Annotated in this window: 21 protein-coding genes; 10 read left to right on the top strand and 11 right to left on the bottom strand. The window is 33.4% G+C overall.

Annotated features, from left to right (window positions below):
• The first annotated feature begins 46 nt into the window (after positions 1-46).
• Both Q1A01_RS08640 and Q1A01_RS08635 read left to right on the top strand, forming a co-directional pair.
• A complete protein-coding gene (locus tag Q1A01_RS08640) occupies positions 47-844 on the top strand; it encodes a hypothetical protein (RefSeq protein WP_299678979.1) in 798 nt (265 codons plus the stop codon).
• Complete coding sequence (locus Q1A01_RS08635; RefSeq protein ID WP_299678976.1) at positions 844-2,952, top strand: S8 family serine peptidase; 2,109 nt, start codon at positions 844-846, stop codon at positions 2,950-2,952. Before Q1A01_RS08640 ends, Q1A01_RS08635 begins: the two co-directional genes overlap by 1 nt.
• A gap of 40 nt (positions 2,953-2,992) precedes the next feature.
• On the opposite strand, the gene Q1A01_RS08630 is transcribed toward Q1A01_RS08635, so the two are convergent.
• From Q1A01_RS08630 to Q1A01_RS08610, 5 genes are all read right to left on the bottom strand, one after another.
• Positions 2,993-4,483 (bottom strand): hypothetical protein, encoded by a 1,491-nt coding sequence (locus Q1A01_RS08630; RefSeq protein ID WP_299678973.1) that lies wholly within the window; start codon positions 4,481-4,483, stop codon positions 2,993-2,995.
• Between the two features lie 45 nt (positions 4,484-4,528).
• On the bottom strand, positions 4,529-5,950 hold the full coding sequence (locus tag Q1A01_RS08625) for a hypothetical protein (RefSeq protein ID WP_299678970.1): 1,422 nt from the start codon (positions 5,948-5,950) through the stop codon (positions 4,529-4,531).
• Positions 5,951-5,990: 40 nt separating this feature from the next.
• Entirely contained in the window at positions 5,991-6,674 is a 684-nt protein-coding gene (locus Q1A01_RS08620) for an ATP-binding cassette domain-containing protein (RefSeq protein WP_299678967.1), read from the bottom strand.
• A gap of 29 nt (positions 6,675-6,703) precedes the next feature.
• Entirely contained in the window at positions 6,704-8,065 is a 1,362-nt protein-coding gene (locus Q1A01_RS08615) for a hypothetical protein (RefSeq protein WP_299678964.1), read from the bottom strand.
• A 151-nt stretch (positions 8,066-8,216) separates the two neighbouring features.
• Positions 8,217-9,422 (bottom strand): hypothetical protein, encoded by a 1,206-nt coding sequence (locus tag Q1A01_RS08610; protein ID WP_299678961.1) that lies wholly within the window; start codon positions 9,420-9,422, stop codon positions 8,217-8,219.
• A 180-nt stretch (positions 9,423-9,602) separates the two neighbouring features.
• Between Q1A01_RS08610 and Q1A01_RS08605 the strand changes: the two genes are divergently transcribed.
• The 8 genes from Q1A01_RS08605 to Q1A01_RS08570 all read left to right on the top strand — a co-directional run bounded on the left by Q1A01_RS08605 (position 9,603) and on the right by Q1A01_RS08570 (position 18,390).
• Positions 9,603-12,623, top strand: a complete 3,021-nt coding sequence (locus Q1A01_RS08605; protein WP_299678958.1) for a tetratricopeptide repeat protein — start codon at positions 9,603-9,605, stop codon at positions 12,621-12,623.
• 33 nt (positions 12,624-12,656) lie between these two features.
• On the top strand, positions 12,657-14,432 hold the full coding sequence (locus Q1A01_RS08600; RefSeq protein ID WP_299678955.1) for a TonB-dependent receptor: 1,776 nt from the start codon (positions 12,657-12,659) through the stop codon (positions 14,430-14,432).
• Positions 14,433-14,649: 217 nt separating this feature from the next.
• Positions 14,650-15,099 carry a hypothetical protein gene (locus tag Q1A01_RS08595; RefSeq protein WP_299678952.1) on the top strand — a complete coding sequence of 150 codons (450 nt, stop codon included), beginning with the start codon at positions 14,650-14,652 and terminating at the stop codon, positions 15,097-15,099.
• Between the two features lie 112 nt (positions 15,100-15,211).
• Positions 15,212-15,664, top strand: a complete 453-nt coding sequence (locus tag Q1A01_RS08590) for a hypothetical protein (protein ID WP_299678949.1) — start codon at positions 15,212-15,214, stop codon at positions 15,662-15,664.
• An 18-nt stretch (positions 15,665-15,682) separates the two neighbouring features.
• Positions 15,683-16,153 carry a hypothetical protein gene (locus Q1A01_RS08585; protein WP_299678946.1) on the top strand — a complete coding sequence of 157 codons (471 nt, stop codon included), beginning with the start codon at positions 15,683-15,685 and terminating at the stop codon, positions 16,151-16,153.
• A gap of 61 nt (positions 16,154-16,214) precedes the next feature.
• Complete coding sequence (locus tag Q1A01_RS08580) at positions 16,215-17,843, top strand: amidohydrolase family protein (RefSeq protein ID WP_299678943.1); 1,629 nt, start codon at positions 16,215-16,217, stop codon at positions 17,841-17,843.
• Positions 17,833-18,150, top strand: coding sequence for a hypothetical protein (locus tag Q1A01_RS08575; protein ID WP_299678940.1), 318 nt, complete (start codon positions 17,833-17,835; stop codon positions 18,148-18,150). Before Q1A01_RS08580 ends, Q1A01_RS08575 begins: the two co-directional genes overlap by 11 nt.
• Positions 18,151-18,390, top strand: coding sequence for a DUF3820 family protein (locus Q1A01_RS08570; RefSeq protein WP_299678937.1), 240 nt, complete (start codon positions 18,151-18,153; stop codon positions 18,388-18,390).
• A gap of 18 nt (positions 18,391-18,408) precedes the next feature.
• Here the strand turns inward: Q1A01_RS08570 and Q1A01_RS08565 are convergent, their stop codons facing one another.
• The 6 genes from Q1A01_RS08565 to Q1A01_RS08540 all read right to left on the bottom strand — a co-directional run bounded on the left by Q1A01_RS08565 (position 18,409) and on the right by Q1A01_RS08540 (position 23,236).
• Positions 18,409-18,825: a GNAT family N-acetyltransferase gene (locus Q1A01_RS08565; RefSeq protein WP_299678934.1), complete on the bottom strand. Its 417-nt coding sequence runs from the start codon at positions 18,823-18,825 to the stop codon at positions 18,409-18,411.
• Complete coding sequence (locus Q1A01_RS08560) at positions 18,822-19,547, bottom strand: SAM-dependent methyltransferase (RefSeq protein ID WP_299678931.1); 726 nt, start codon at positions 19,545-19,547, stop codon at positions 18,822-18,824. The genes Q1A01_RS08565 and Q1A01_RS08560 overlap by 4 nt, the downstream gene beginning before the upstream one ends.
• Positions 19,548-19,557: 10 nt before the next feature.
• Complete coding sequence (locus Q1A01_RS08555; RefSeq protein WP_299678928.1) at positions 19,558-20,937, bottom strand: PQQ-dependent sugar dehydrogenase; 1,380 nt, start codon at positions 20,935-20,937, stop codon at positions 19,558-19,560.
• Positions 20,938-20,985: 48 nt separating this feature from the next.
• Positions 20,986-21,444, bottom strand: a complete 459-nt coding sequence (locus Q1A01_RS08550; RefSeq protein WP_299678925.1) for a low molecular weight protein-tyrosine-phosphatase — start codon at positions 21,442-21,444, stop codon at positions 20,986-20,988.
• Between the two features lie 114 nt (positions 21,445-21,558).
• Positions 21,559-22,647 carry a serine hydrolase gene (locus tag Q1A01_RS08545; RefSeq protein ID WP_299678922.1) on the bottom strand — a complete coding sequence of 363 codons (1,089 nt, stop codon included), beginning with the start codon at positions 22,645-22,647 and terminating at the stop codon, positions 21,559-21,561.
• An 88-nt stretch (positions 22,648-22,735) separates the two neighbouring features.
• The gene (locus Q1A01_RS08540; RefSeq protein WP_299678919.1) at positions 22,736-23,236 is read right to left on the bottom strand and encodes a hypothetical protein; all 501 of its coding nucleotides are present in this window, start codon (positions 23,234-23,236) and stop codon (positions 22,736-22,738) included.
• Between the last annotated feature and the right edge of the window lie 92 nt (positions 23,237-23,328).

Here is a 23,328-nt window from a genome sequence, read left to right as displayed (position 1 = left end):
ATAGTTAATTATAGTGTATTTTTAAAGATAACTTAATTTTTTTAACATGAAAACAACATTACTATCAATTTTAACTTTATTTTCTTTTTGTTTCTCTAATTCAATTATATCTCAAAATACATCGCCTTGGCCTAGCACAGGGAATGTAGGAATAGGAACAACCTCACCTGCACCAAATAATCAATTACATGTTAATAGGAATGGTCTTGGAGGATCAGCACTAAGAGTGAGCACAGATAATGATATTCTAGGTTCTGGGAATTGGGTGGAATTAGCGGTAGCTAGGAATAATGGTAATTATTCTTCTCTGGCTCAATCAGAAGATGTTATTTTAAGAGCAGCCGCAGGGAGTACAGGTAGGCTATTATTTACAAATGTAGGGTATGGAAGTACTATTTTCGCCACAGGAGGATTTGGAAATGAAACGGAACGTATGGTGATTACGGTAGATGGAAATATTGGTATTGGGAAGAATGATCCTACTGATAAATTAGAAGTGAATGGACGTATTCATGCACGATCAGTAAAAGTAGATTTAGATGGATGGCCAGATTATGTTTTCTTACCTGAGTATACCTTACCATCTTTAGAAGAAGTTGCTCAGTTTATTAAAGATAATGGACATCTAAAAAATGTTCCTAGTGCAGAAGAAATCGAAAATGAAGGACTTGATTTGGGAATGATGGATAGAATATTGATGGAAAAAGTAGAAGAACTTACGTTATACTTACTTGAAAAAGAAGAAGAAATTCAAGAGATCAAAGAAGAGAAGGAAGAATTAGCCAAAACACTTGAAGTGTTAGCTAAAAAAGTAGCGGCATTAGAACTTAAAATAAAGTCATAATGAGAATATATAAATTTATTATGTTCTTACTATGTTTTATGTTTTGTAGTTTGTGTATACAAGCACAAAATCATAGATTTTATGTAAGAGCTACTAGTCAAAACTTTAATCCAAGTTTAACACTTGTTAAAGGGAAACTAACGTATAATGGAACAGATAGAGGACTTAAAAAAGTATTTGATAATAATGATATTTATGTATTTGAAAGAGCTTTTTATAATTCTACACAATCTGCATTATTGCAAACTTGGTATGTCGAAAGTAACTCATCAGATATACACACGCAATTTTTACAATTTGCATCACACTTATTCAGTTTTGGGGAGTATAATGGCCAAGTAGGTGATGATATTTTAGCTGAAAATGGATCAAACTATTATGTATCATCTAACGACAAAGGAAATAATAATCCCCCTTTTGCATCTAATCAACCTATTAGTATATTTAATACATTTTATCCAGATGATTATGGAGCTACTTCTCCAGTAATTAATTTAGGAATTGATGTGGGAATTCCTGAATTTGATTTTATAGGAGTACCAGAAGCTTGGTATTATACAACAGGTAGTCCAGATATTATATTAGGTCTTTCTGATGCCCAAATTCTTATTAATAATAATGGTTTAACTGATGATGATCCAGAATTCGTTGATAAAACAACAACTTTTTATAGTTTGCCTGGTAATTTAAGTACTGGAAACCCCCATGGGTATGGAGTAGGTATGCGAATGGCTGGACAAGGTGATAATGAAAATGGCTTAGCAGGGGTTTGTTATGATTGCCCTATATATGCAGTTGGATGGGGGTCAAGTAGTTTTGATTCATTATTAGCTGTTTCTAATGCAGGAGCCAGAGTTATTAATTGTAGTTGGTATAACTTTTCTGGTTTTTGTGAGACGCATGAGATGGTTGTTAATGAAATTTATAATAATGGAACAATTATAGTTGCCGCAGCAGCTAATACCTGGATACTCCCAACACCAGAAGTACCTCAGCCTTATATGTATCCCGCTTCTTATGATCATGTAATTTCTGTAGGTGGTATAGGACACAAAAAAGAAGTGCCCTTAATTGAAGATGCTGTTCCAGATGGAAATTTTTATACAATTCGGAATGTCAAAAACTATATTGGTGTAAAATTGTGGGTAGATATTAATGAAACTAATCCCGTAGAATTTATTAATACGACAGATATAAACCCTACTAGTGCATCTACTCGTAATGATGCTATTGATATCAATGCACCTGGAGGAGGGATGTTTTCATATGGTACTTATTTGAGAAATGTATTTAATGGGGATACAGATCCTAATTCAGCATTTATTGGGGAAGAAAGTTTTTTTACATCTCCGGCTACTCCCCAAGTGTCTGGCACTATTGGTTTAATGTTAGATTTAAATCAATGTTTAAGTTTTGAAGAAGTAGAATCTATACTTAAAATTACATCTACTTATGTGGGAGATCTTCCTGCACATCAATCATCATTATGGATAAATAGATATGGGTCAGGAGGTCTTCATACTGGAAGATCGGTTAAACTTGTCAATGATCTATTAGATCCTACTGAAACTGCCTATTTAGAAAATCAAAAATTCACACGTTGGGATTTTGAATTTAAGGGAGTTTCTGAGAAAATAGAAATTCGCAATCAAGAGTTTACAGAAGGGTCAACGTTAAATGTTGTAGCTAAAAACCGCATATTGATAGAAGAAGATTCTCTGTTAGAACCTAATTCTGATGGAAATGCTTTATTAGTGATTGATCCAGCGTTGACAATTGATACTATATGTGACCCACCTGGATTTACAGATACTACTGATCCTGTAGAAATTCGTCAAGCCGAGTCAATTATGTATAAAGTATATCCTACTAAAGTGACTTCAATAATTGCTTTAAAAAAGATAGGAAATACAGATCATACAATTTCTAAAGTGGTTGTTTATGACCTATTTAATCGTATTGTATATTCGAATGATACATTAGAAGATTTAAAAAATAATGATATTATGGAGTTTGATCTTTCTGGTTTAAAAAGAGGGATTTATATTATAAAAGGATATGGAGTATCTAATGAAGAGGTAGTGACAGAAAAGATAATTAAAGAATAATTAATTATACTGTACAAAAAATATTTTATGTAAGAAGAGGTCATTTTGAATGATCTCTTCTTTTTGAAGGTTTCCTATATCTCAATAACCGCACTTGTTTCTTTATACGTTGATAAGGAATAATGCTTTTTACATAATCTCTCCATGTTTTTGGATTAAATGGAATTTTTGTGGAGCCTGGTAATAATTCTTCCATGACAGTTTTGAAAAGAACAGCATCAGGCATATGTCTTTGCGATTCAGGAATATGTAAAAAGGCCATATGCATGATATGTCTTGAATTAAGAGGGGAGTAGTAATCTACAGGAGTAAGATCTGCTTCGTGATACATTTTTGAAGCCCATTTTCCCATACGTAATTCTTGAAAGAATAAATCATTCAGCGGGATTTTATATTTTTCGGCATAGGGTGTTGCTTCAGTAAGCCACTGTTCCAATGCGTTTTTGTGAATGGGTAAGGTATCATACTCAATGGCTTTACAGAGTGTTTCTATAGAGGTAAACGCTTCTTTATCATATACGCCTTTTAGGTTCCCACCACCACCAGAGATATTAATAGTAGGTGTTTTAATATGCGTTTTAAACCAAGCAATATTTCTAGTTTTTGATAAAAAACGAGGGACTATAAAATGAGTAGCATATTCTTTTTTGAATGCAGCACTAGCTTCGGGAACTTTAATTTCTTCAAAATCTAATTGAAATTTTTTTGCAATCTTTTTGGCAATTTTCACATCCCGAACGACATAGGTTTTCCCTGAATTAAAAATATAGTACGTCATTTTTTCTTTCCAAGGCATACTTGCCGCCAATAGTAACCGGGAATCATAACCCGCTGTGATTGGAAAATAAATGGAATCATACCTTAGCGCAAGCGCTTTCATTACATTTTGTAAATAAGTTTTAAATGCGGCTACTACTGTTTCTTTAGCTAGTTGGTCACTCACAAAAACAGGAAGTCGGTCTGTGGTGTTTTTTTGAAGGTCTAGGTAATGGTTAGGAATTAATTTTTTAATTCGTTTATCCCAATCTTCTTCAGATAAAAGCCAGTGTTCATTTATGTTAAGAAATAGAGAAGATGCAATGAGTTCTTGTTTCTCGGAGCTTATTTCTGGAGCAAGAACTAATGTGTCCAAGATAAGTTTATCAGAGGATGAGATATAGTAATGATCTGCTCTCTTCCAGTAATACAGTTGTCTTTCTGAAAAGTAATCTGTAAGGAGTATTTGATGGACTTTGGAGTGATAAAAAATAGCAAACTTCCCTGTAAGTACTTCTAATGCTTCAAATAGTTGAGTTTTTGAAGTGACTCTTGCTAAGTTTTCAGCAATTTGCAGATTAGTTTCCTCGGGAGCATTCGGGTTGAGAATAAATCCTAGAATGACAATAGTTGCATCTTCATATTGTGCTATCGTTGTCTCTAAATCTTGATGATAAAAAACAGTGAAGCTATCTATAAGATATGATGAGAAACCTTCCTCAGAAGCAAAATCTATTGTTGGATCATCAGTAATAAAATATTGTTTTCTTCTCAAAGCGCGTGTTTAAATGAACTCAGTGCATATCATTAAATGTAAGTATTAGATTTTTCTTTTTAAAATTCTAAGCTGTAGTCTAGCAGCGTCAAATAATTTAAAGAGTCTTAGCTTTTTTAAAAACAACGCTCTTTTTCTTTCAAAATCAGGATTTGTTGGAATACTATTTATCTCTTCATGAGTATCAACAAGATTTTCAATGATTTTTTTATATAATATGCTAGTGAACTTATCTCTATCTTTTCTTTTTGTACTTAAAAGAAGTGATAATAATTCTCTTGAATTAAAAGGAGACATTAACTCTATGGACATTGCATGCGCTTCTGTTTTTGCTTTGGCTGTCCAATTACCCATTTTTTCTTCCCAATAAAACATGTCTAAAGTGTGATACCCATATTTTTTGAAAGTCTCTTTGTTCTTTAATAACCACTCTTTATAATTTTTAATTACATATGAATTGTCAGAATACCCATTGAGTAATGTTAATTTCTTGGCTGTAACAGGGTGAATATAATTAAAGTAATTTCTGGCTATTTCACTGATATTACCATTTATTAAAACCTTGTTATTTACCAATTTTGGGAAAGAAGTAGCTCTAGGGTTATCAATACGATTCGTATTTAATGTTTCTGTGTTTTGATTTGAATCTTTAATAATGTGTAAGTGTTTATCAAAAATACGTGTTAGTTTTTGAGCAATCTTGATATCATAATGGCCATTGTTCATATCTTGGTGTTGAGATACAAAATACGTACAATTAATATGTAAACTTGAAAGAAATAATACTCTACTATCAAAGCCGCCAGTAACTGGCAATACAATTTCATGCCTATTTGCTATAGCTGTTATATAGCCTTTGAGCATTTTGGCTGCTTTTTGTGCTACACTATGCGTAGATTGAGGAGCTATTTTTTTTCTAGGAAAAAAACGTATCGTTTTTTTGTGAAGAATATCGATATAATGATTTGGAGCAAGATGCTTTATATTGGGATGAGAAGTGCTTGTACCTACATGCAGTTTCTTTTTTTTAAATAGGTTGGAACTGTAATAAGGGTGTTCTTTCTGAAAATCTGCTTCAATAGATAGTAATTGTATTTGAGAACCTACCATTGAATAAGTATCAGTGTAGTATACTTCTTTTTGCGCGCAACAATCGTTTAATAAGATGAATTCATTGTTTCTAACATATATAATTACATATTCTCCATAATAACCATCAAGAACTTTAAAAAAATCTTCTTTGTTAGTTTGCTCGATAAGAATATTTAGTAAGTCTTGATTTGATGCCTTTGTATCATTATAATCAAATAAATTACCTAATAAGTAAAGTGAAAAATCAGTATCCTGTGCATGAGTGTAGTTTAAATTGGTATTGAAACTTAGATAATAGTCGTTAATTTTTATGGTAGAGCAATTAGAGTCGCTATCTGTAGCTTCTTTTTTTAAGGTAAATTGCTTGTTATCCATATCTATTCTTTCTAAGAAAAGGAATCTATGTTTAAACTATTTACACTGTTCGTTGCACCACTTCAAAAATCTTATTATTATCACATTTTAAGGTTTTTGAAGGGTATTTAAGTAACAATGCATAATCATGTGTAGCCATCAAAATGGTATTTCCATTCTTATTGATTTCTTGTAACACCTCCATAACCTCGACACTGGTTTGGGGGTCAAGATTCCCTGTAGGCTCATCAGCAAGGATGAGTTCTGGATCATTCAATAATGCTCTTGCGATAGCAACACGTTGTTGCTCTCCTCCTGAAAGTTGATATGGAAATTTAAATCCCTTACTTTTCATTCCTACCTTAGCAAGTACTTCCTCAATTTTAGCATCAATAGCAGTCTTATCTTTCCAACCAGTAGCTTTTAATACAAAGAGTAAATTATCTTTTACAGTACGATCGTTTAAAAGTTTGAAGTCTTGAAATACAACACCAAGCTTCCTACGTAAGAATGGAATTTGTTTTTCTTTTAATCCATTTAAAGTAAAACCAACAATTTCACCTTCACCTTCAGTAAGAGGTAAATCTCCGTAGAGTGTTTTCATAAAACTACTCTTTCCAGAGCCTGTTTTTCCAATGAGGTATACAAAATCTCCTTTATTGATAGTGACCTGTACATCAGAGAGAATCATATTTTCTCTTTGATATATTGCGGCATTGCTGAGGTGAAGTACTGGATCTGACATAGTAATTATAGACTAACGATAAAAATAGATTAAATCTTATTATTTACAGGGATAATCTTTTTAAAAATTTCTTTTTTATAGAGATAATGAGAGATCACTATAATAATAAAAGGAAGAAAAGGAACCGAAAACCTCCCATTATTACCGTATATAACTAATGCCTGTCCTATGGAAGATCCAATAATAAGTACTGTGCAAAATAAGTAAAAATCAAAATAAAATCTTTTTTCCCGAATACGCCTGATCGTTATGATTCCACTAATGATCAAAAAGAGCACATTCATAATATATAACATAGGTGTTTGTATATATAACCAAATACCTGATAGTGTCCATGTAGGAATCTTATATTCGAATTTACTATAGTTCCAAAGGATATATTCCTCCCAGAAATCTATCCAAGAAATTCCAACCTGTTTAAAATAGCTAGAAGGATTGTTTTTAATAAGTTCTTTGGTCATAGGATCAAAACGCTGAGAGAGCTCAGAAACTGTAATATTTTCTTTCGCTTTAAGTGTTTCATATACCCGCCAAACAGTCATTGATACATCGCCATTTTCTGCGATCACAGAATCTCTTTTATGTACATATAAATCGCGTAGATCTGCATGTGTGTCATTTGCTTTATCTACAAATGAAACACAACTTTGAGCAAGATTAATTCCAGAAAATGCAGTAACAGATTTATATCCTGTATTTTGAAAATTAAGATAACTCCATCCTTGATAACTCATTACAGCAGGAATACATAGAAGAAGTGCTCTACTTAAAATAGCGGTAAATCGTAAGTGCCTATAGCCAACTATAAAACAAAAGACCACAAGAGGTGTAATTACTATAAACATGGGTCTTACTAGAAAAACAACGGCCATTAAGATGCCTAAAATGAGACTTTGTTTATAGGTGATTTTAGAACTCTTTTCTTGGTTGAAAAACTGTATATGAGTGATGTACCATAAACATACAATCAGTGTAGATAACGTTAAAGCTTCAGTGAGAATAGCTCTTTCATAAAATAAAATATGCAAGAAAAAAGAGATGCTCAATGCATTAAGTAATGCAAGAGCGGTACTATGAATTAATTTATAACTTATTTTAAAAAGAAAAATAGATGATATAATTCCCAATATCATTTGAATAAAGACAACCACACTAAAATTAATCCCAGACAGCATTAATAGGAAAGGATATCCAGGTGTGCGTAATCCGTCATACCCTTTTAAATTTAAAGCGCCTAGCTTTTCTGCTAATGGCACATAGCTTTCTGAATCATTAAATATTGAGACTTGATTGCTATAACATAGTGCAATAAGTATTCGTGCCAGAGCTCCTATAATAATTAAAAATAGTAGCGGTTTTTGGAGTATAAATCTTTGAATTATCCTATACATATTTTCATGACAGTAGTCTGTAAAAATACGTGTTTTCTATGCATCATAATATGTGTTTATCACTTTTTATAGGTTTTATACGCTTTCGCGAAAGCGTACCCATTAGTAATAAAACAGAATAGCACTTAATTATTTTAGTTATTTAATACAATTAAAACCGTAGAATATTGTAGCTTACGGTTAGCATTAGACTTGAGTATTCAGATTTTGAGCTTACATGATCTTTTTGTGTGTTATATCGTATTTCTCCTCTGAAGTTTTTCCAAGAAATTCCGGCAGATACACCAAAGCTACCAGAACCATTCGTTACATCAAAATCTTCAGATGTTTCATAATCAATGTCTGTATCTGATAACAATTCTAGTCCATAACTGATGCCTAAATGGATTTTAGAAGATGGAGTTAAATAAAAATAGTGACGTCCTCCTATGCTTACGTCAAAAAAACGTTGTTCAGCGCTCACCGTTTGAGTAAATGTAATATCTCCAAATACAGATTCAAAGTTAGACACGCCATCTGCACTAAATGTTGTATATCTACCATCAATAAATCCAGCCCATTTATTATTAGTATTGGGTAATGTATATTCTATTTCAAAACCTAATATTGGATTTGTAGCAGAACCAAAATCAAAGTTTCTGTTATCAGATTCTTTAATTAATAAGCTATTAAAGTTTGCGCCAGCTATTAAATGTAATTTAAATGATGGTGATTTTTCTTCGTTCCCTATTTTTTTAGAAGCAGATCCTTTACAAGTATTATATTTAGTTACATACTTTAGGATATCATTTCTATTATAAGATAAGTTAGATGTATTGAAAGTGAATCCATCGCATGCAAAGTCAGCCACTAATTGTTGTTGAAAATAATTATTCTCTTTTATTTTATTATCATACGTTAGGTATCGTTTGTAAATAAGAGGAAATATGAGTTCACCCTCTTTTTGAACAAAAAACTTTGATCCTGCAGTAATAGTATGAGAATATAATTTTAAAGGACCTTCTAACTCTACTTTTAAGTATACAGTTTCAGCTTTCATGTCAGGGTTTCTTTCTCTACCTAGATCATTTAGTTTGTTTGAAGACCTATCAATATTTACTTTATGTCTTTCATATTTTGATACATCATAAATTCCAAAAACACTAGCTTGAGAAATAGTAATAGTTTTCCCTTCTGCATTTTCACTACTATAAAATGTAAATGAATCAGGAGTAATACCCCAATCTAAGTCTTTAATTAACCCTTCTTTCTTAGTACCATTATTATCAATGTAATATCCTTTTTTGTTTTTGGTTTGCGCCTGAGCAACAAAAGTGGACAATAAAACTATGCATAAAAGGGTGTATTTTTTTTTCATTTTAAAATTTTTACGAAAAATAATAAAATAAGTGTAATTGTATGATTTTTTAATTGTTAATTTCCTTTTTAAAACTCTATATAATTATAAAGGATTTCTTCCGTTATCCATATATAAGAAAACTATCTTTGAGTTAGAAAAATAGACCCAATCTCATACATCATATCAAAAACAATTATTATGCAGAAATTTATTACGGTACTTACCGCATTTCTACTATATACAAGCATCCTCTCTGCACAACAAACGGCTATTTATACAGATGATCTTGTTAAGTATAATAAGGCACTATCATTATATAATAGTCAGCAGTATCTAGCAGCGCAGACCTTATTTGAAGAGGTGAAGAATGAAACCAGTGATACTACTGTAAAAGGCGACTGTGCCTATTATATTGCCAATGCTGCAGTACGCTTAAATCAACAAGGAGCAGATAACTTAATGCAAAGTTTTGTAAGTGATTATCCGACAAGTACCAAGCGTAATTCAGCATTTCTAGATGTGGCTTCTTTCTATTTTGAGAATGGAAAGTATGCCTATGCTCGCAAATGGTACGATAGAGTAGATGAGGGAAGTCTTACAGGAAGCGCAAGAGAAACCTATGATTTTAATAACGGATATGCCTACTACAGAAGCAAGCAGTACGATCAAGCAAAGAAGTTTTTAAATCGTGTACGTGATTCTCAAAAATATGGCTCTCAAGCAAAATATTATCTAGGATTCATGGCATATGAAGGTGATGACTATCAGGAAGCCGATGAGCTTTTTGATGCCGTAGAAGATAAAGAAGACTATAAAGAAGAACTCGCGTATTTTAAAGCCGACTTAAATTTTAAATTAGGAAAATTTGATCAAGCCATTACCGAAGGGAAATCACAACTCCCTACCGCAAATCCTAAAGAAAAATCAGAACTCAATAAAATTATAGGAGAGAGTTACTTTAATCAAGAAAAGTATACAGAAGCATTACCGTATCTAAAAGAATACAAAGGAAAAAGAGGACGATGGAATAATACAGATTATTACCAACTTGGATATACCTATTATAAGCAAGGTGATTATGAAAATGCCATCAATGAGTTTAATAAAATTGTAGATGGTAAAAATAGTGTAGCTCAGAATGCATACTATCATTTAGCCGAATCCTACCTTAAAACAGATAAGAAACAACAAGCGCTTAATGCCTTTAAGAATGCATCAGAAATGGATTTTGATGAAAAAATAAAGGAAGATAGCGGTCTCAATTATGCAAAGCTTAGTTACGAGATCGGAAATGCCTATCAAACCGTTCCACAAGTCATTGCAAATTATATCAAAGCCTATCCTAAGACTCCAGCAAAAGAAGAATTAGAAGTATTACTAATAGATTCTTATATAACTTCAAAAAACTATAAAGAAGCACTTGTGTTATTAGAAAAGAATTCTTCTTTTGAAAATAAAGTTGCTTACCAAAAAGTAGCTTTTTACAGAGGAGTAGAGTTATATAATGAAGGAAATTATTTAGAGTCACAAGCGTTATTTAAAAAGTCGTTAAAAGAACCTAGAGATGAGCAATTTGTAGCAAGAGCTATTTATTGGAGTGCAGAATGTGATTATGTATTAGGCAATCACAAAGAAGCTGTTATTGGCTATAAACAATATGCTCAAAACAGTGATGCGACAACGACTCCAGAATATCAGGATCTGAATTACAATCTAGCCTATGCGTATTTTTCAGATAAAGATTATGAAAATGCAGCATCGTATTTTGAAAGTTTTACCACTCAAAACATAGAAGATAATGTGCGTCTTAATGATGCGTATTTACGATTGGGCGATAGTCGTTTTATATCTAGTAAATATTGGCCTGCATTAGAAGCTTATAATAAAGCAATTGAAATTAATGCTGCCGATAGAGATTATGCCACTTTTCAGAAATCGATGAGTTATGGTTTTGTAAACCGTAATGCAGATAAGATTAATGGTCTTAAAAATTTTGCGCAAAGCTTCCCAAAATCTAGTTATAGAGATGATGCATTATATGAGTTAGGTAATGTATATGTTTCTCAGGATAACACAGATCAAGCTATTGCAGCCTATGATCAGTTGGTGCGTGAGGTGCCAGGAAGCTCATACGTATCTCGAGCATTACTTAAAAAAGCATTGATTTATGATAATAGTAATCAGTCAGACCAAGCACTTACCATCCTTAAAAAAGTAGCAACCGATTACCCAGGAACCCCAGAAGCATTGCAAGCCGTTACAACGGCAAAACTTATTTATATAGATTTAGGACGCGTGAATGAATATGGACAATGGGTGAGTACCTTAGATTTTATAGATGTAGAAGATGCAGAGTTGGATGACGCTGCCTATGCTTCAGCAGAAAAACAGTATTTAGAAAATAATACTACACAGGCAACTCGCTTGCTAGATGAATATATTGAGAGCTATCCTAATGGGCAACATGCACTCAAAGCACATTTTTATTTGGGGCAACTCGCTTTCGCGAAAGCGGACTACAGCACCACCATTCCTCATTATCAGTTTGTGATTGCGAAAGAACGATCAGAGTTTACAGAACAAGCATTAGCAAGATTGGGACAAGTGTTTTTAACACAACGTATGTATGCAGAAGCAATACCTGTGTTACAACGCCTAGAAACCGAAGCCGATTTTCCGCAGAATGTAATTTTTGCACAATCTAATTTGATGAAATCACATTACGAATTAGAAAACTATACAGATGCCGTGACCTACGCAGAAAAAGTACTGACCAATGCAAAGATTGATAATGCAGTAAAGAGTGATGCACAAGTTATTATAGCAAGAGCCTCTATTAAAACAGGAGATGAAGATCGCGCAAAAACTGCCTATGCTTCTGTAAAAGAGATTGCTACTGGTGCACTTGCTGCAGAAGCGTTATACTACGATGCCTATTTTAAGCACAAAGCAAACGACTTTAAAGGGTCTAATACAGCAGTGCAGGAACTGGCAAGAGATTACAGTGGCTATAAAGAATTTGGAGCAAAAGGATTGGTACTTATGGCAAAAAACTTTTACGCCTTAGAAGACGCCTACCAAGCAACCTATATCTTAGAAAGTGTGATTAGTAATTTCTCAGACTACCCAGATACCGTGCAAGAAGCACAAGAACAACTTGCGCTTATTAAAACAAATGAAGCAAAAACAAATTCTTCAGTAGAAGAAGGCGGAAACTAATTTTTATCAATCACAGACATAATTTATTTATATATGATAATTCATCAGATCAAAACATATAAAACGATATTCTTACTTGTTTTAGGACTAGCTGCTTCTCAAGTATATGCACAGGAAGAGGAGAAAGAAGACAAACAAGATCTAGGAACAGAGGTCGTAAATGTTGTAAAACCATATACACCTACCATTAGTGATGCGTTTAAAGTAAAGGCAACACCTAAGCTTAATGACTCTGTAAATACCGCTAAGAAAAAAGTGACCTATAGCATTTTCTCTGCACCCGTTGCTAGTACATTTACACCTGCCAAAGGAAAAGCTGCTGTTGTTAAAAAAGCACCAAAATTGAAGTTGTATGATAATTATGCCACTTTAGGGTTTGGTAGTTTTACCTCTGTATTAGCCGAGTTTTATAGTAATTTCCAAATCAGTCGTACAGAAGATTTTGGCGTATTCTTAAATCATAACTCGTCACAAGGCGGCATCGATAATGTACGTGTAGATGATTTCTTTTACGATACCCGATTAAACCTTAATTATGGCGCTAGAGAACGTGATTTCTCTTGGCGTACGGATCTTGATGTACAACACCAAGTATTTAACTGGTATGGAATTTCTCCTACCATCATGGATATAGGACCCGTAGATGCTCCCATCCTTACTGACAGCTTTGACGTCTCACATTCTTATATTACAGGAGCTATAAACGGAAGTGTTGCCTTTAAAGACGGTATTTTTAATGGAGGAACAGGAACCATTCGTTATTTAAGCGACTCAGAAAGTAGTAATGAATTGCGTGCCATTGTAAAACCAACTATTGAATTTCCTATTGCTGGTGAAAATATTACCACTGCATTTTCAGTAGACTATGTCAATGGAAGTTTTGCAAATGACTTTGCTCCAAATCTAGAAGAGACAAATCATAGTATCCTGAATGTAGGTGTTAATCCTAGTTTAGTGATTTTAAGAGATGACCTTACTGTAAATTTAGGCGTTGCTGGTTTTGTAAGTTTAGATAGTGAAAACAGCGATACTGATTTCTTTGTATATCCAAAAATTACAGCATCATATCGTATTGTGGGAGATTACTTCATAGCTTACGGGGGATTAGAAGGAAACCTACAACAAAACAGCTACTATGATTTTGTACAAGAAAATCCTTTCGTAGCACCGTCACTTGCAATTACTCCTACAGATCAACAATACGATGGTTATTTAGGAATGAAAGGGAAGCTCTCTAATAATGTGAGTTATAACCTAAGAGCAAACTATATCTCAGAAAGTAACAAAGCATTATTTATATTTAATCCAGCACAAGTAGCATCGCAAGTAGCCTTCTTAAATGGTAACTCGTTTAGTGTTATTTATGATGATGTAGAAACATTAGGCGTATTTGGAGAACTTAATTTTGATGTAAATAGTAACTTCAAAATGAAAATTAACGGACAGTTTAATTCCTATACAACAGACAATCAGGCCGAAGCTTGGAACTTACCAGAATTAAGAGCTTCTGTATTTGCAGATTATCAAATTACAGAACAATGGTTTGCTGGAATCAATCTATTCTTTGTAGGAGAGCGTCAAGACTTATTATTCTCAAATGACCCTACTGATATTCTTGCACAACCACAAATCACAACATTAGATAGTTACTTAGATGCAAATGCGCATGTTGGATACCGATTTAATGACAGACTTTCCGCTTTTGGAAGAGTAAATAATATACTGGATAGCGATTATCAAAAATGGTTAAACTATGAAGTACAAGGTCTTCAAGGAATGATAGGTGCTACCTATAAATTTGACTTTTAATAAAGAGGTAAGCCTTTTTTACGGAATGATGTATAATACGGTTTGTAATCCCTTTAGGAAAGAGGAAATAAAAACGATGTTAAGAAATAGTATGTTTCTCGTAATGGCCTAGAAAATACATATAGATGATTTTTTTTTAAAGGTTGCATTACTTTATCTAAAAGTAACGCAACCTTTTTCGTTTTATGAATCTTAAGAGTAGATATAAAAATAAAATATGAAAAGAATTATTAAATATCTACTTCTAAGTATTCTTTGTTTAGGATGTAGTTCAAATAATTGTGATGATGTAGGTTGTCCTATTGTCATTCTTGAGTTAAACATACAATTTGTAGATGCAACGACCGGTAATAATTTTTTTGAAGGATTAACGGAAGAAGCATTTTTTGAGAGTTTGGATTTATTTACTATTGACAATACATTATTAATTAATGAAGACTTCATAACTATAAACGAGCAAACAGGCAACGTACGTATTTTTGGTGACGGCGAACCTATACGATTTGTATTTTCTGATACAATAGATATAATCATCACCTCAGAGATTTTTACAGTAAGAGATGATGAATGCTGCGGACCATTATCTGGGATTCGAATTATAGAAGTTTCTGAAGGTATGTTTGAACGTACTGAAACCCCTTTTATTGGTTATAGAATTTTAATTTAAATTTAAAAACCTTTTCAAATAAGATTTTTAAAAGAGTGCCACTTTATCTAAAAGTAACGCAACCTTTTTTCGTTTTATGAATCTTGAGGATAGAACATTAAAATAGCTAGCAATGAAAAAAATCATTTTTATTCTATTTATAAGTCTTTCATTCATACAATGTGGTAATGATGACGATTCAATAGATTGTAGTACGGTATTGTGTAAAGGGCCAGAATTTGTTTTTGAGTTTATAGATGCAGATACCGGAGAAAATGTATTGGATGGAGTTTTTGATAATGGTGTTCCTGATGGTTTTTTTATTGCGTTAGGAGAAGATGATATTACTTTAGAGTTAGGTTTAGATTATGCATTGAGCCCTTCTAATCAATTAGGCATTTTTAGGTTTTCAGAACAATTTCAAATTTTATTGCCAAACGTATTTGAAGTCACTATTTCCTATGATTTTGAAGCTATCTCAAATGGTTGCTGTCAAAACTATTCTTATACTAATATAGCCGTTACAAATGCAACCTTTGAACAAGTAGAAGATGAGAATAGATTGTTTTTACGTATTTTTATATAACACCCCAGAATATTAATTATGTTACAACGAAGTATAATTTGTTTATTTCTAGCTATCCTTTGCCTTTCTTGCGCATCAGATGATGCTGAAACAGCGGCTAGTGCATGTGATCTTATAGATTGTGGACCTGAGAGCTTAGCAATACAATTTGTATCTAGCGAAACAGGAGAAGATTTATTGTTTAATGAAACGTTTGCTATAGATAGTTTACAAATAATTAACACGTCAGTAAATGAAGCAGTTACATTTGATGTAGCTACTTTAGCAACTACAGAACGTACTATTATAACATTTCCATTTTTTGTAGAAAGCACCTCAGAAAATTATTTAATCGTTATATCTGATACTTTTGAAATTCCTTTTAGCTTTTCAGTTGAGGCTATCGATGGGCCATGTTGTTTAGGAAATATCTATAGTGATGTAACTGCCGATATCGAAAATGTTTCTGTAGAGCTTAGTGATTTCGGTATTTACAGATTACTCTTTTAAAAGTATTTAGATACTATTGTAAAAGGACGATGTTTTGTACTTTAGTGCAAAAATCTTTGTCATGCGAATAGTTACTTTCTTATCTCTTTTTATAATAGCTGTTTCTTGTACCTCAAAACAAGAAGTAGATCTCATTGTTGCCAATGCTACAGTATATACGGTGAATGACGCTTTCGCGAAAGCAGAATCATTTGCCATTAAAGACGGTGCTTTTGTTGCCGTTGGAACCTCTCAAGAAATCACTGATGCCTATACTGCTTCAGAAATCATAGATGCTTCTGGCAAGACCGTGTTACCTGGTCTTATCGACGCACATTGTCATTTTTATGGATTAGGACAAAATTTACAAATCGTAGACCTTGTAGGAACCACAAGTTATGATGAGGTGTTGGAACGTGTATCCGCTTTCGCGAAAGCAAACCCAGCAACAGCATTTTTAAGAGGAAGAGGATGGGACCAAAATGATTGGGAAGTTCAAGTGTTTCCAACCAAAGAAAAATTGGATGCCTTATTTCCAGATGTACCCGTTGCCTTAGAACGTGTAGATGGACATGCTTATTTGGTAAATCAAAAAGCATTAGATATGGCTGGAATTACGGAAGCAACCATAGTAACAGGAGGTGAAATCGTAAAAGTAGACGGAAAAATTACTGGTGTATTAGTAGATAGACCACAAGAATTAGTTGATGCCGTGATGCCTAAAGCGAGTAGAGCACAAAATATCACTTCACTTAAAGATGCACAAAAACTTTGCTTCTCGTATGGACTAACTACTGTAAATGATGCAGGATTAGATAAACCTATCATTGAGCTTATTGATAGTCTTCATACAGCTGACGATCTTAAAATGCGTGTCTATGCAATGATTAGTAATAATGACGAAAACTTAGATCATTACTTAACCACAGGGAAAGTAAAAACAGATTACCTTAATGTACGCTCAGTAAAAGTATATGGAGATGGTGCATTAGGGTCTAGAGGAGCTGCATTAAAAGAATCATATAGTGATAAAGATGGACATTTTGGAGCGATGATTACTCCAGTAGCTGATATTCAGAATCTTTCAAAGCGTATTGCAGATGCAGGTTTTCAAATGAACACTCATGCCATTGGCGATAGTGCTAATGTGGTAGTATTAAGAGCTTATAAAGAAGCATTAAAAAATACAGACGACCCACGATGGAAGGTAGAACATGCACAAGTAGTAGCACAAAACGATTTTGATTTCTTTAATAAAAAGATCATCCCATCGGTACAGCCTACTCATGCGACCAGTGATATGTATTGGGCAGAAGATAGAGTAGGGACAGATCGTATCAAAGGAGCTTATGCCTTTAAAGATCTTTTAAATAAATCTGGTATTGTTGTCTTAGGAACAGATTTTCCTGTAGAGCAAGTAAGTCCGTTTTATACCTTTTATGCAGCAGTAGCGCGTAAAGACCTTAAACAATATCCAGCTGGAGGTTATCAAATGGAAAATGCTTTAACCCGAGAAGAAACCTTAAAAGGAATGACTATTTGGGCTGCCTATTCCAATTTTGAAGAAGCAGAAAAAGGAAGTATCGAAACAGGGAAATTTGCCGATTTTATTATCATGGATAAAGATATCATGACCGTAACAGAAGACGAAATTCCAAATCTAGAAGTAAGAGCAACCTATGTAGGAGGAGAGAAGGTATATGGGAAATAAAAGGACAATTTTTGTTTTAGGTACAATAGGTCTTTTAGTGTATTTATTGACTCCTAGAGTGGCGGCATATTTGTATAGATCTAACACAGATCCTATTGAAATAGAGAGTAAAAGGAAAGAGTATCATGAGTTGGTGAGTTTAAAAGATATTTCAGCAGCCAGATTAGAAGTTGTTCGTAAAAGAAAGAATGAAATATACATCTGGATGCATGTTAGAGATTTGCAAATAGACGAAGGTCATGATGGTTTAACGCTATTAGAAGAATGGAACGAGTTACTTGAATATTGGAAATTAGAAGATAAGTAAGTGACACCTCAAGATCATCTCATAGAACTCGCACATTATAGAATGCCTTTTGGTAAATACAAAGGCGAATACCTTGTGGATATTCCAGAGTATTACTATGTATGGTTTAAGCAAAAAGGCTTCCCAGAAGGGAAATTAGGACGACTACTTCAAGAAATGTATGAGATCAAAGTCAATGGGTTAGAACCTATGATTAAAAAAGTACAACGGTCCTATGGGAAGCCTTCTAATTTAAGGTAAATCGATATAATATTCTTTTTACTCGTTTTTTATGTACATTCCTTTTGATTCAGGTAACGTATCTTTAAAACCGAATTTTTCATATAAAAATGAAGCATCTCCATCTGCTATTAGACTTGTATAGCATGATTTGGGTAATTTTGTTTTTATAAAAGTAGCTATATATTCCATTATTATTTTGCCAATTCCATTACCCTGTTTTTCAGGAATTACACAAATATCTACTACTTGACAGAAACATCCGCCATCTCCTATAATCCTTCCCATTCCAATAACGTTGTCTTCTTCTTTTATCATCAAGGAATATATTGAATTATTTAATCCAACTTCGCATGCTTCACTCGTTTTTGCAGATAGACCGCAATTAACTCTCATTTGTTGATATACTCTTAGAGGTATTTTGTCTTCAATTACGTTCATTACTAATGTTTTCACAATCCTTTATGTATAATAAATATAGCTGGGCGTTTATGAAGATCTGGTAAATTGGTTTTCCAAAAACTGGCTTTCTTCGTTTGGATGAACTCGGTGGGTAAGGTAATATCACAGGCTATACAAACAAGAGTGTCAGGACGAACCGTATTAACAATATCGGTGAGCATTTTGTCATTACGATACGGTGTCTCAATAAATAATTGAGATTGACCCGTCTCGAAAGATAATTTTTCGAGACGTTTCAATTCCATTTTACGTTGTTTTTGCTCTATGGGCAAATAGCCATTAAAAGCAAAATTTTGTCCATTCATACCGCTACTCATCATTGCCATCAAAATAGAAGATGGTCCTACGAGCGGTACAACTTGAATGCCTTTTTGATGTGCAATTTTCACCACATCAGCGCCAGGATCTGCAACACCAGGTACGCCTGCTTCTGAGAGTAACCCTACAGAAATTCCTTCAAAACAAGGATCTAAATACGAAGGTAATTCGAGTTCGTCCGTATACTTATTTAAAAGTTTGATCTGTAACTTAGGCTGTGACTTTCCTGGAGAAATAGCTTTGATTGATCGTCTTGCTGTTTTTTCATTTTCAACAATATAATGATCAATCACTTCTATCACTTTCTTTACTGATAAAGGTATTACTTCCAGCGCACTGGTTTCTCCTAAAGTAGTAGGGATAAGGTATAATTTGCCTTGTATTTGGGGTTCACTCATAAAGGATTTGTTAGTTAATAATTAATTTCTGGGTATAGCCCGTATTTTTTAATTGTACAAGATATACACCCGTTGTTAAATCATCTATGTCTATAACTGTATCAAGCCCTTGAATCACAGCCGACTTTACAAGTTTTCCAGTAATATCAAAAATAGTAACCGTATCCGTACTTGGTCTGTCTGAAAATGCAATGTGTACTGTATTTGTTGCTGGGTTTGGATACACACGAATTGTATTCTCTCGTGCAAACTCATCAACACTTAATAGATTAGCATCTACAACTCTGTATACAGTTCCAGCAAGACCAGAGATGTATAATTCCTTATCTTGATCTTCTCCAAAAGTAACAAATGAGTTGTTGTTAAATGACTCGCTAAACATAATGGCACCTGGATTTGCAGCATCTATGTATCGTATATCATCAGCGCAGGTATCAGAAAAGAAATACGTGCCTTGCATGGTAGGAAATTCAGCGCCTCTATATACGTAACCACCAACGATGGAGAAGAAATTACAGCTATTGTCGTGTGGGTATTCTGCAACAGGAAAGGTAAGTTCACTTTCATCAGGACATCCAGAAGTATTAAATGTACTACTTCCTTCATAACAACGCCATCCATAATTATGACCACCTCCAGTACCACGATCTATTTCTTCTACTGCATTCTGACCAACATCACCTATCCACATAGCGCCAGTTTCATCATCAAAAGAAAAACGAAACGGGTTACGAAGTCCATAATCCCATATTTCTCCTCGGAAACTAGTATTTCCAACAAAAGGATTTGAATCAGGAATACTATAATTTAAACCTTCATCTTGATTATCTACATCTATACGTAACATTTTACCCAGTAATATAGCTGGATTTTGTGCTCTATTTCCAGGGTCACCGCCGCTTCCTCCATCACCTAAAGCAATGTATAAGAAACCGTCTTCTCCAAAAGCAAGACCACCTCCATTATGATTTCCAAAAGGTTGTGCCACTTCTAGAATTTCAAATTCTGAATTAGGATCAGCAATATCAGGATCATCCGTTACGGTAAATCTTGATATTCGAGAAGCACCATTATTTCTTGTATAATGCACATAAAAGAAACCATTAGTTGCGTACTCTGGATGAAAGGCAAGTCCTAAGAGACCTTGCTCATTACCACTGTCATTTACAGCAATTGAAATAAAAGGCGTACTATTTACAGTATTATCGTCATTTATAATTTGAATGGCACCTGGTTGTTCTACAATAAAAAGTCGATCGTCGCCTGCATTTTGTATGTCAATGGGACGATTAAAGCCAGAGGCAACTTCTAATATATCAATATCAGGATCTTGTCCATATGATATATACGTTGCTAGAAATAATGTAAGTAGGATTTTAATTTTTTTCATGATAAGATAGTTTTCTTAAATATACGAAATCTACGCATATACGGATTTCTAGCGTATTCTTTGACTAATAGTGTCACACGCTTCATCTAGCATTTTATAAACACGTTCAAAACCATCATCGCCGCCATAGTAGGGGTCAGGCACATCTACACGTTCTCCAGGAAATATAGTTTCTAGTATCATAGATACTTTTTTATGGTCTTGATCGCTTTCTGCTAAGGCAAGTACATTCTCTAAATTGGAACTATCCATTACATAGATATGATCAAAATCTTGATAATCAATACTCGTAAATTGTCTTCCACGTAGGGTAGAAATATCTAATCCATATTTTTTTGCAACGGCAATACTTCTTTTGTCAGGTGGATTTCCTACATGCCAGTTTCCAGTCCCTGCAGAGTCTATAGTAAATCGATCAGCATCTAATTTGTTGCGGAGAATTCCTTCGGCAAGTGGTGATCGGCAAATATTACCAAGACACACCATAAGTACCTTTGTCTTGTTCATAATCATTGGTTTTGGGAATACTAAAATAGGGATTGTTACGCTTTCTAGGAACATAGAGGTCTAGAAGTTTACACTCAGTTATGTCGAAGTACGAAAGCGTATGTTATGATAACCCTAACGTAAAGAGGGTAAAATTAAGTCCTGTACAATCTTAAATGGTAGCTTGTCTTCCTGCGAATTATAGGCACCTCCAGTAAATACAATAATCATGTCTTGTTCGGGAAACACCATTATGTATTGGCCTCCATTTCCAGTGGCTAAGGTTGCAGAAATGCGCTGTCCCTGAATATTAAAAGGAAATTGCCACCATAAGTACCCATAATCAATTCCTGTGATTTGGGTATGTGTAGAAGTAGCTCTTTTTACCCATGCTTCGGAGACAATTTGTTGACCTTTCCAGTTTCCTTTTTGAAGTATCAATTTTCCGATCTTTGCCATGTCCCTAGGGGTCATATAAATACGTTTTGCAGTATTGATAACCTCTCTATTGGTAGTTGTATGCCCTCGTTTGATATTTGTAATTCCCAATGGATTAAAGAGATATGTTTGTGTAAACTCTTCTATAGACATGCCAGAAGCTTGTTGGATGATTTCTGCAGCAAGTAGTGTTCCCATAGAGCAATAAAGTGATGTTTCTCCTGGTTCTTGAACCATCGGAAGATCGAGTGTGTATTGTAACCAATCTTTCTTTTTGTATACACGATCTTCTTGTCCTTTTGATTTTTTATCCCAATCATTACACTCTAAACCTGTACTCATTGTAAGTAAATGTTTGATCGTAATTTTCTCTTTTCTAGGATCTAGGTTTTTCTCAGGAATTGGCTTTTTCAAGTATTTTGAAATAAGATCATTTTCACTATCTATATATCCTTTATCAATGGCAATTCCCATAAGTATGGATTTAATACTTTTATTTACAGAGCGCAAGTCTTGTTGTTTGTCATATGCATATTCTCCAAAGTACTCTTCAAAAATAATGTGATCATTTTTAATAATAAGGGCACTGTGTATTTTATGATCTACAGTTGCTAATTGCGAAAATCCTTTTTGTAATAATGTAGTATCAATAGCTTGCGATCGTAAATCACTTGTTTTCCAACCATCGGAGTATTGTGTTGGGGTCGTGTAGGTGTATGTTTCTTGTCCAAAACTTAAAGTAGATAGTAGTGTCAAAAAAAGCGAGTAAATAATTCTTGTCTTCATATAAAATGAAATGTATTTTTAGAAAGATGATATTGTGTGTAAGACATAAAGTTCTAAAAAAACATTGATGTTGTGGATTAACATAACATCAATACTTTAATTTTCCCATTATACCTTCTCCAGTTTTTTTATCTATAAACCCACTTTCTAATCCAGATTTATTATCTATATTTTGGTGATCAATTATGTTTTCTCCAAACAACATTTTATCTCTGAGATTTTTTAAATCTAATACCTTGTCAAAATACATCCAATTGGGAGCGTTTTGAGACCAAGCTTTTCCAAAATATGTAATCTTTACGTTTCCCTTAATTAAATATTTAGCTAGTTTTTTTAAATCAGTTGATTGGATAGCATTAGAATAGTCAGAGAAATAATTTTCAAATTGGATTAACTTTTCTCCAATTTTGAGATTATGTTCAAGGCTGTCAACAATTATTCTACTTAATTTTCCATTTAAGTCAGAAACAGAATTATAAGATTTTAAAATCTGATTTAATGATTTCAAAATTTCGTTATTGGGATTGTTTATAATTTCAGAATTCAATTCTGATACTAATCTATTCTTTTCTACGCTGAAGTTTTTCATTTCAATTATTACGAACTCTAAAATAATACCGAATTTTTAGAAAAGAATTAAATAAAACATAAAAAGGGATCAAATACTACTATTTGATCCCT

It is taken from the genome of uncultured Dokdonia sp., assembly GCF_947492815.1.
In the GTDB taxonomy this organism is placed as follows: Bacteria; Bacteroidota; Bacteroidia; order Flavobacteriales; family Flavobacteriaceae; genus Dokdonia.
This window is presented reverse-complemented; position numbering and strand designations above follow the sequence as displayed.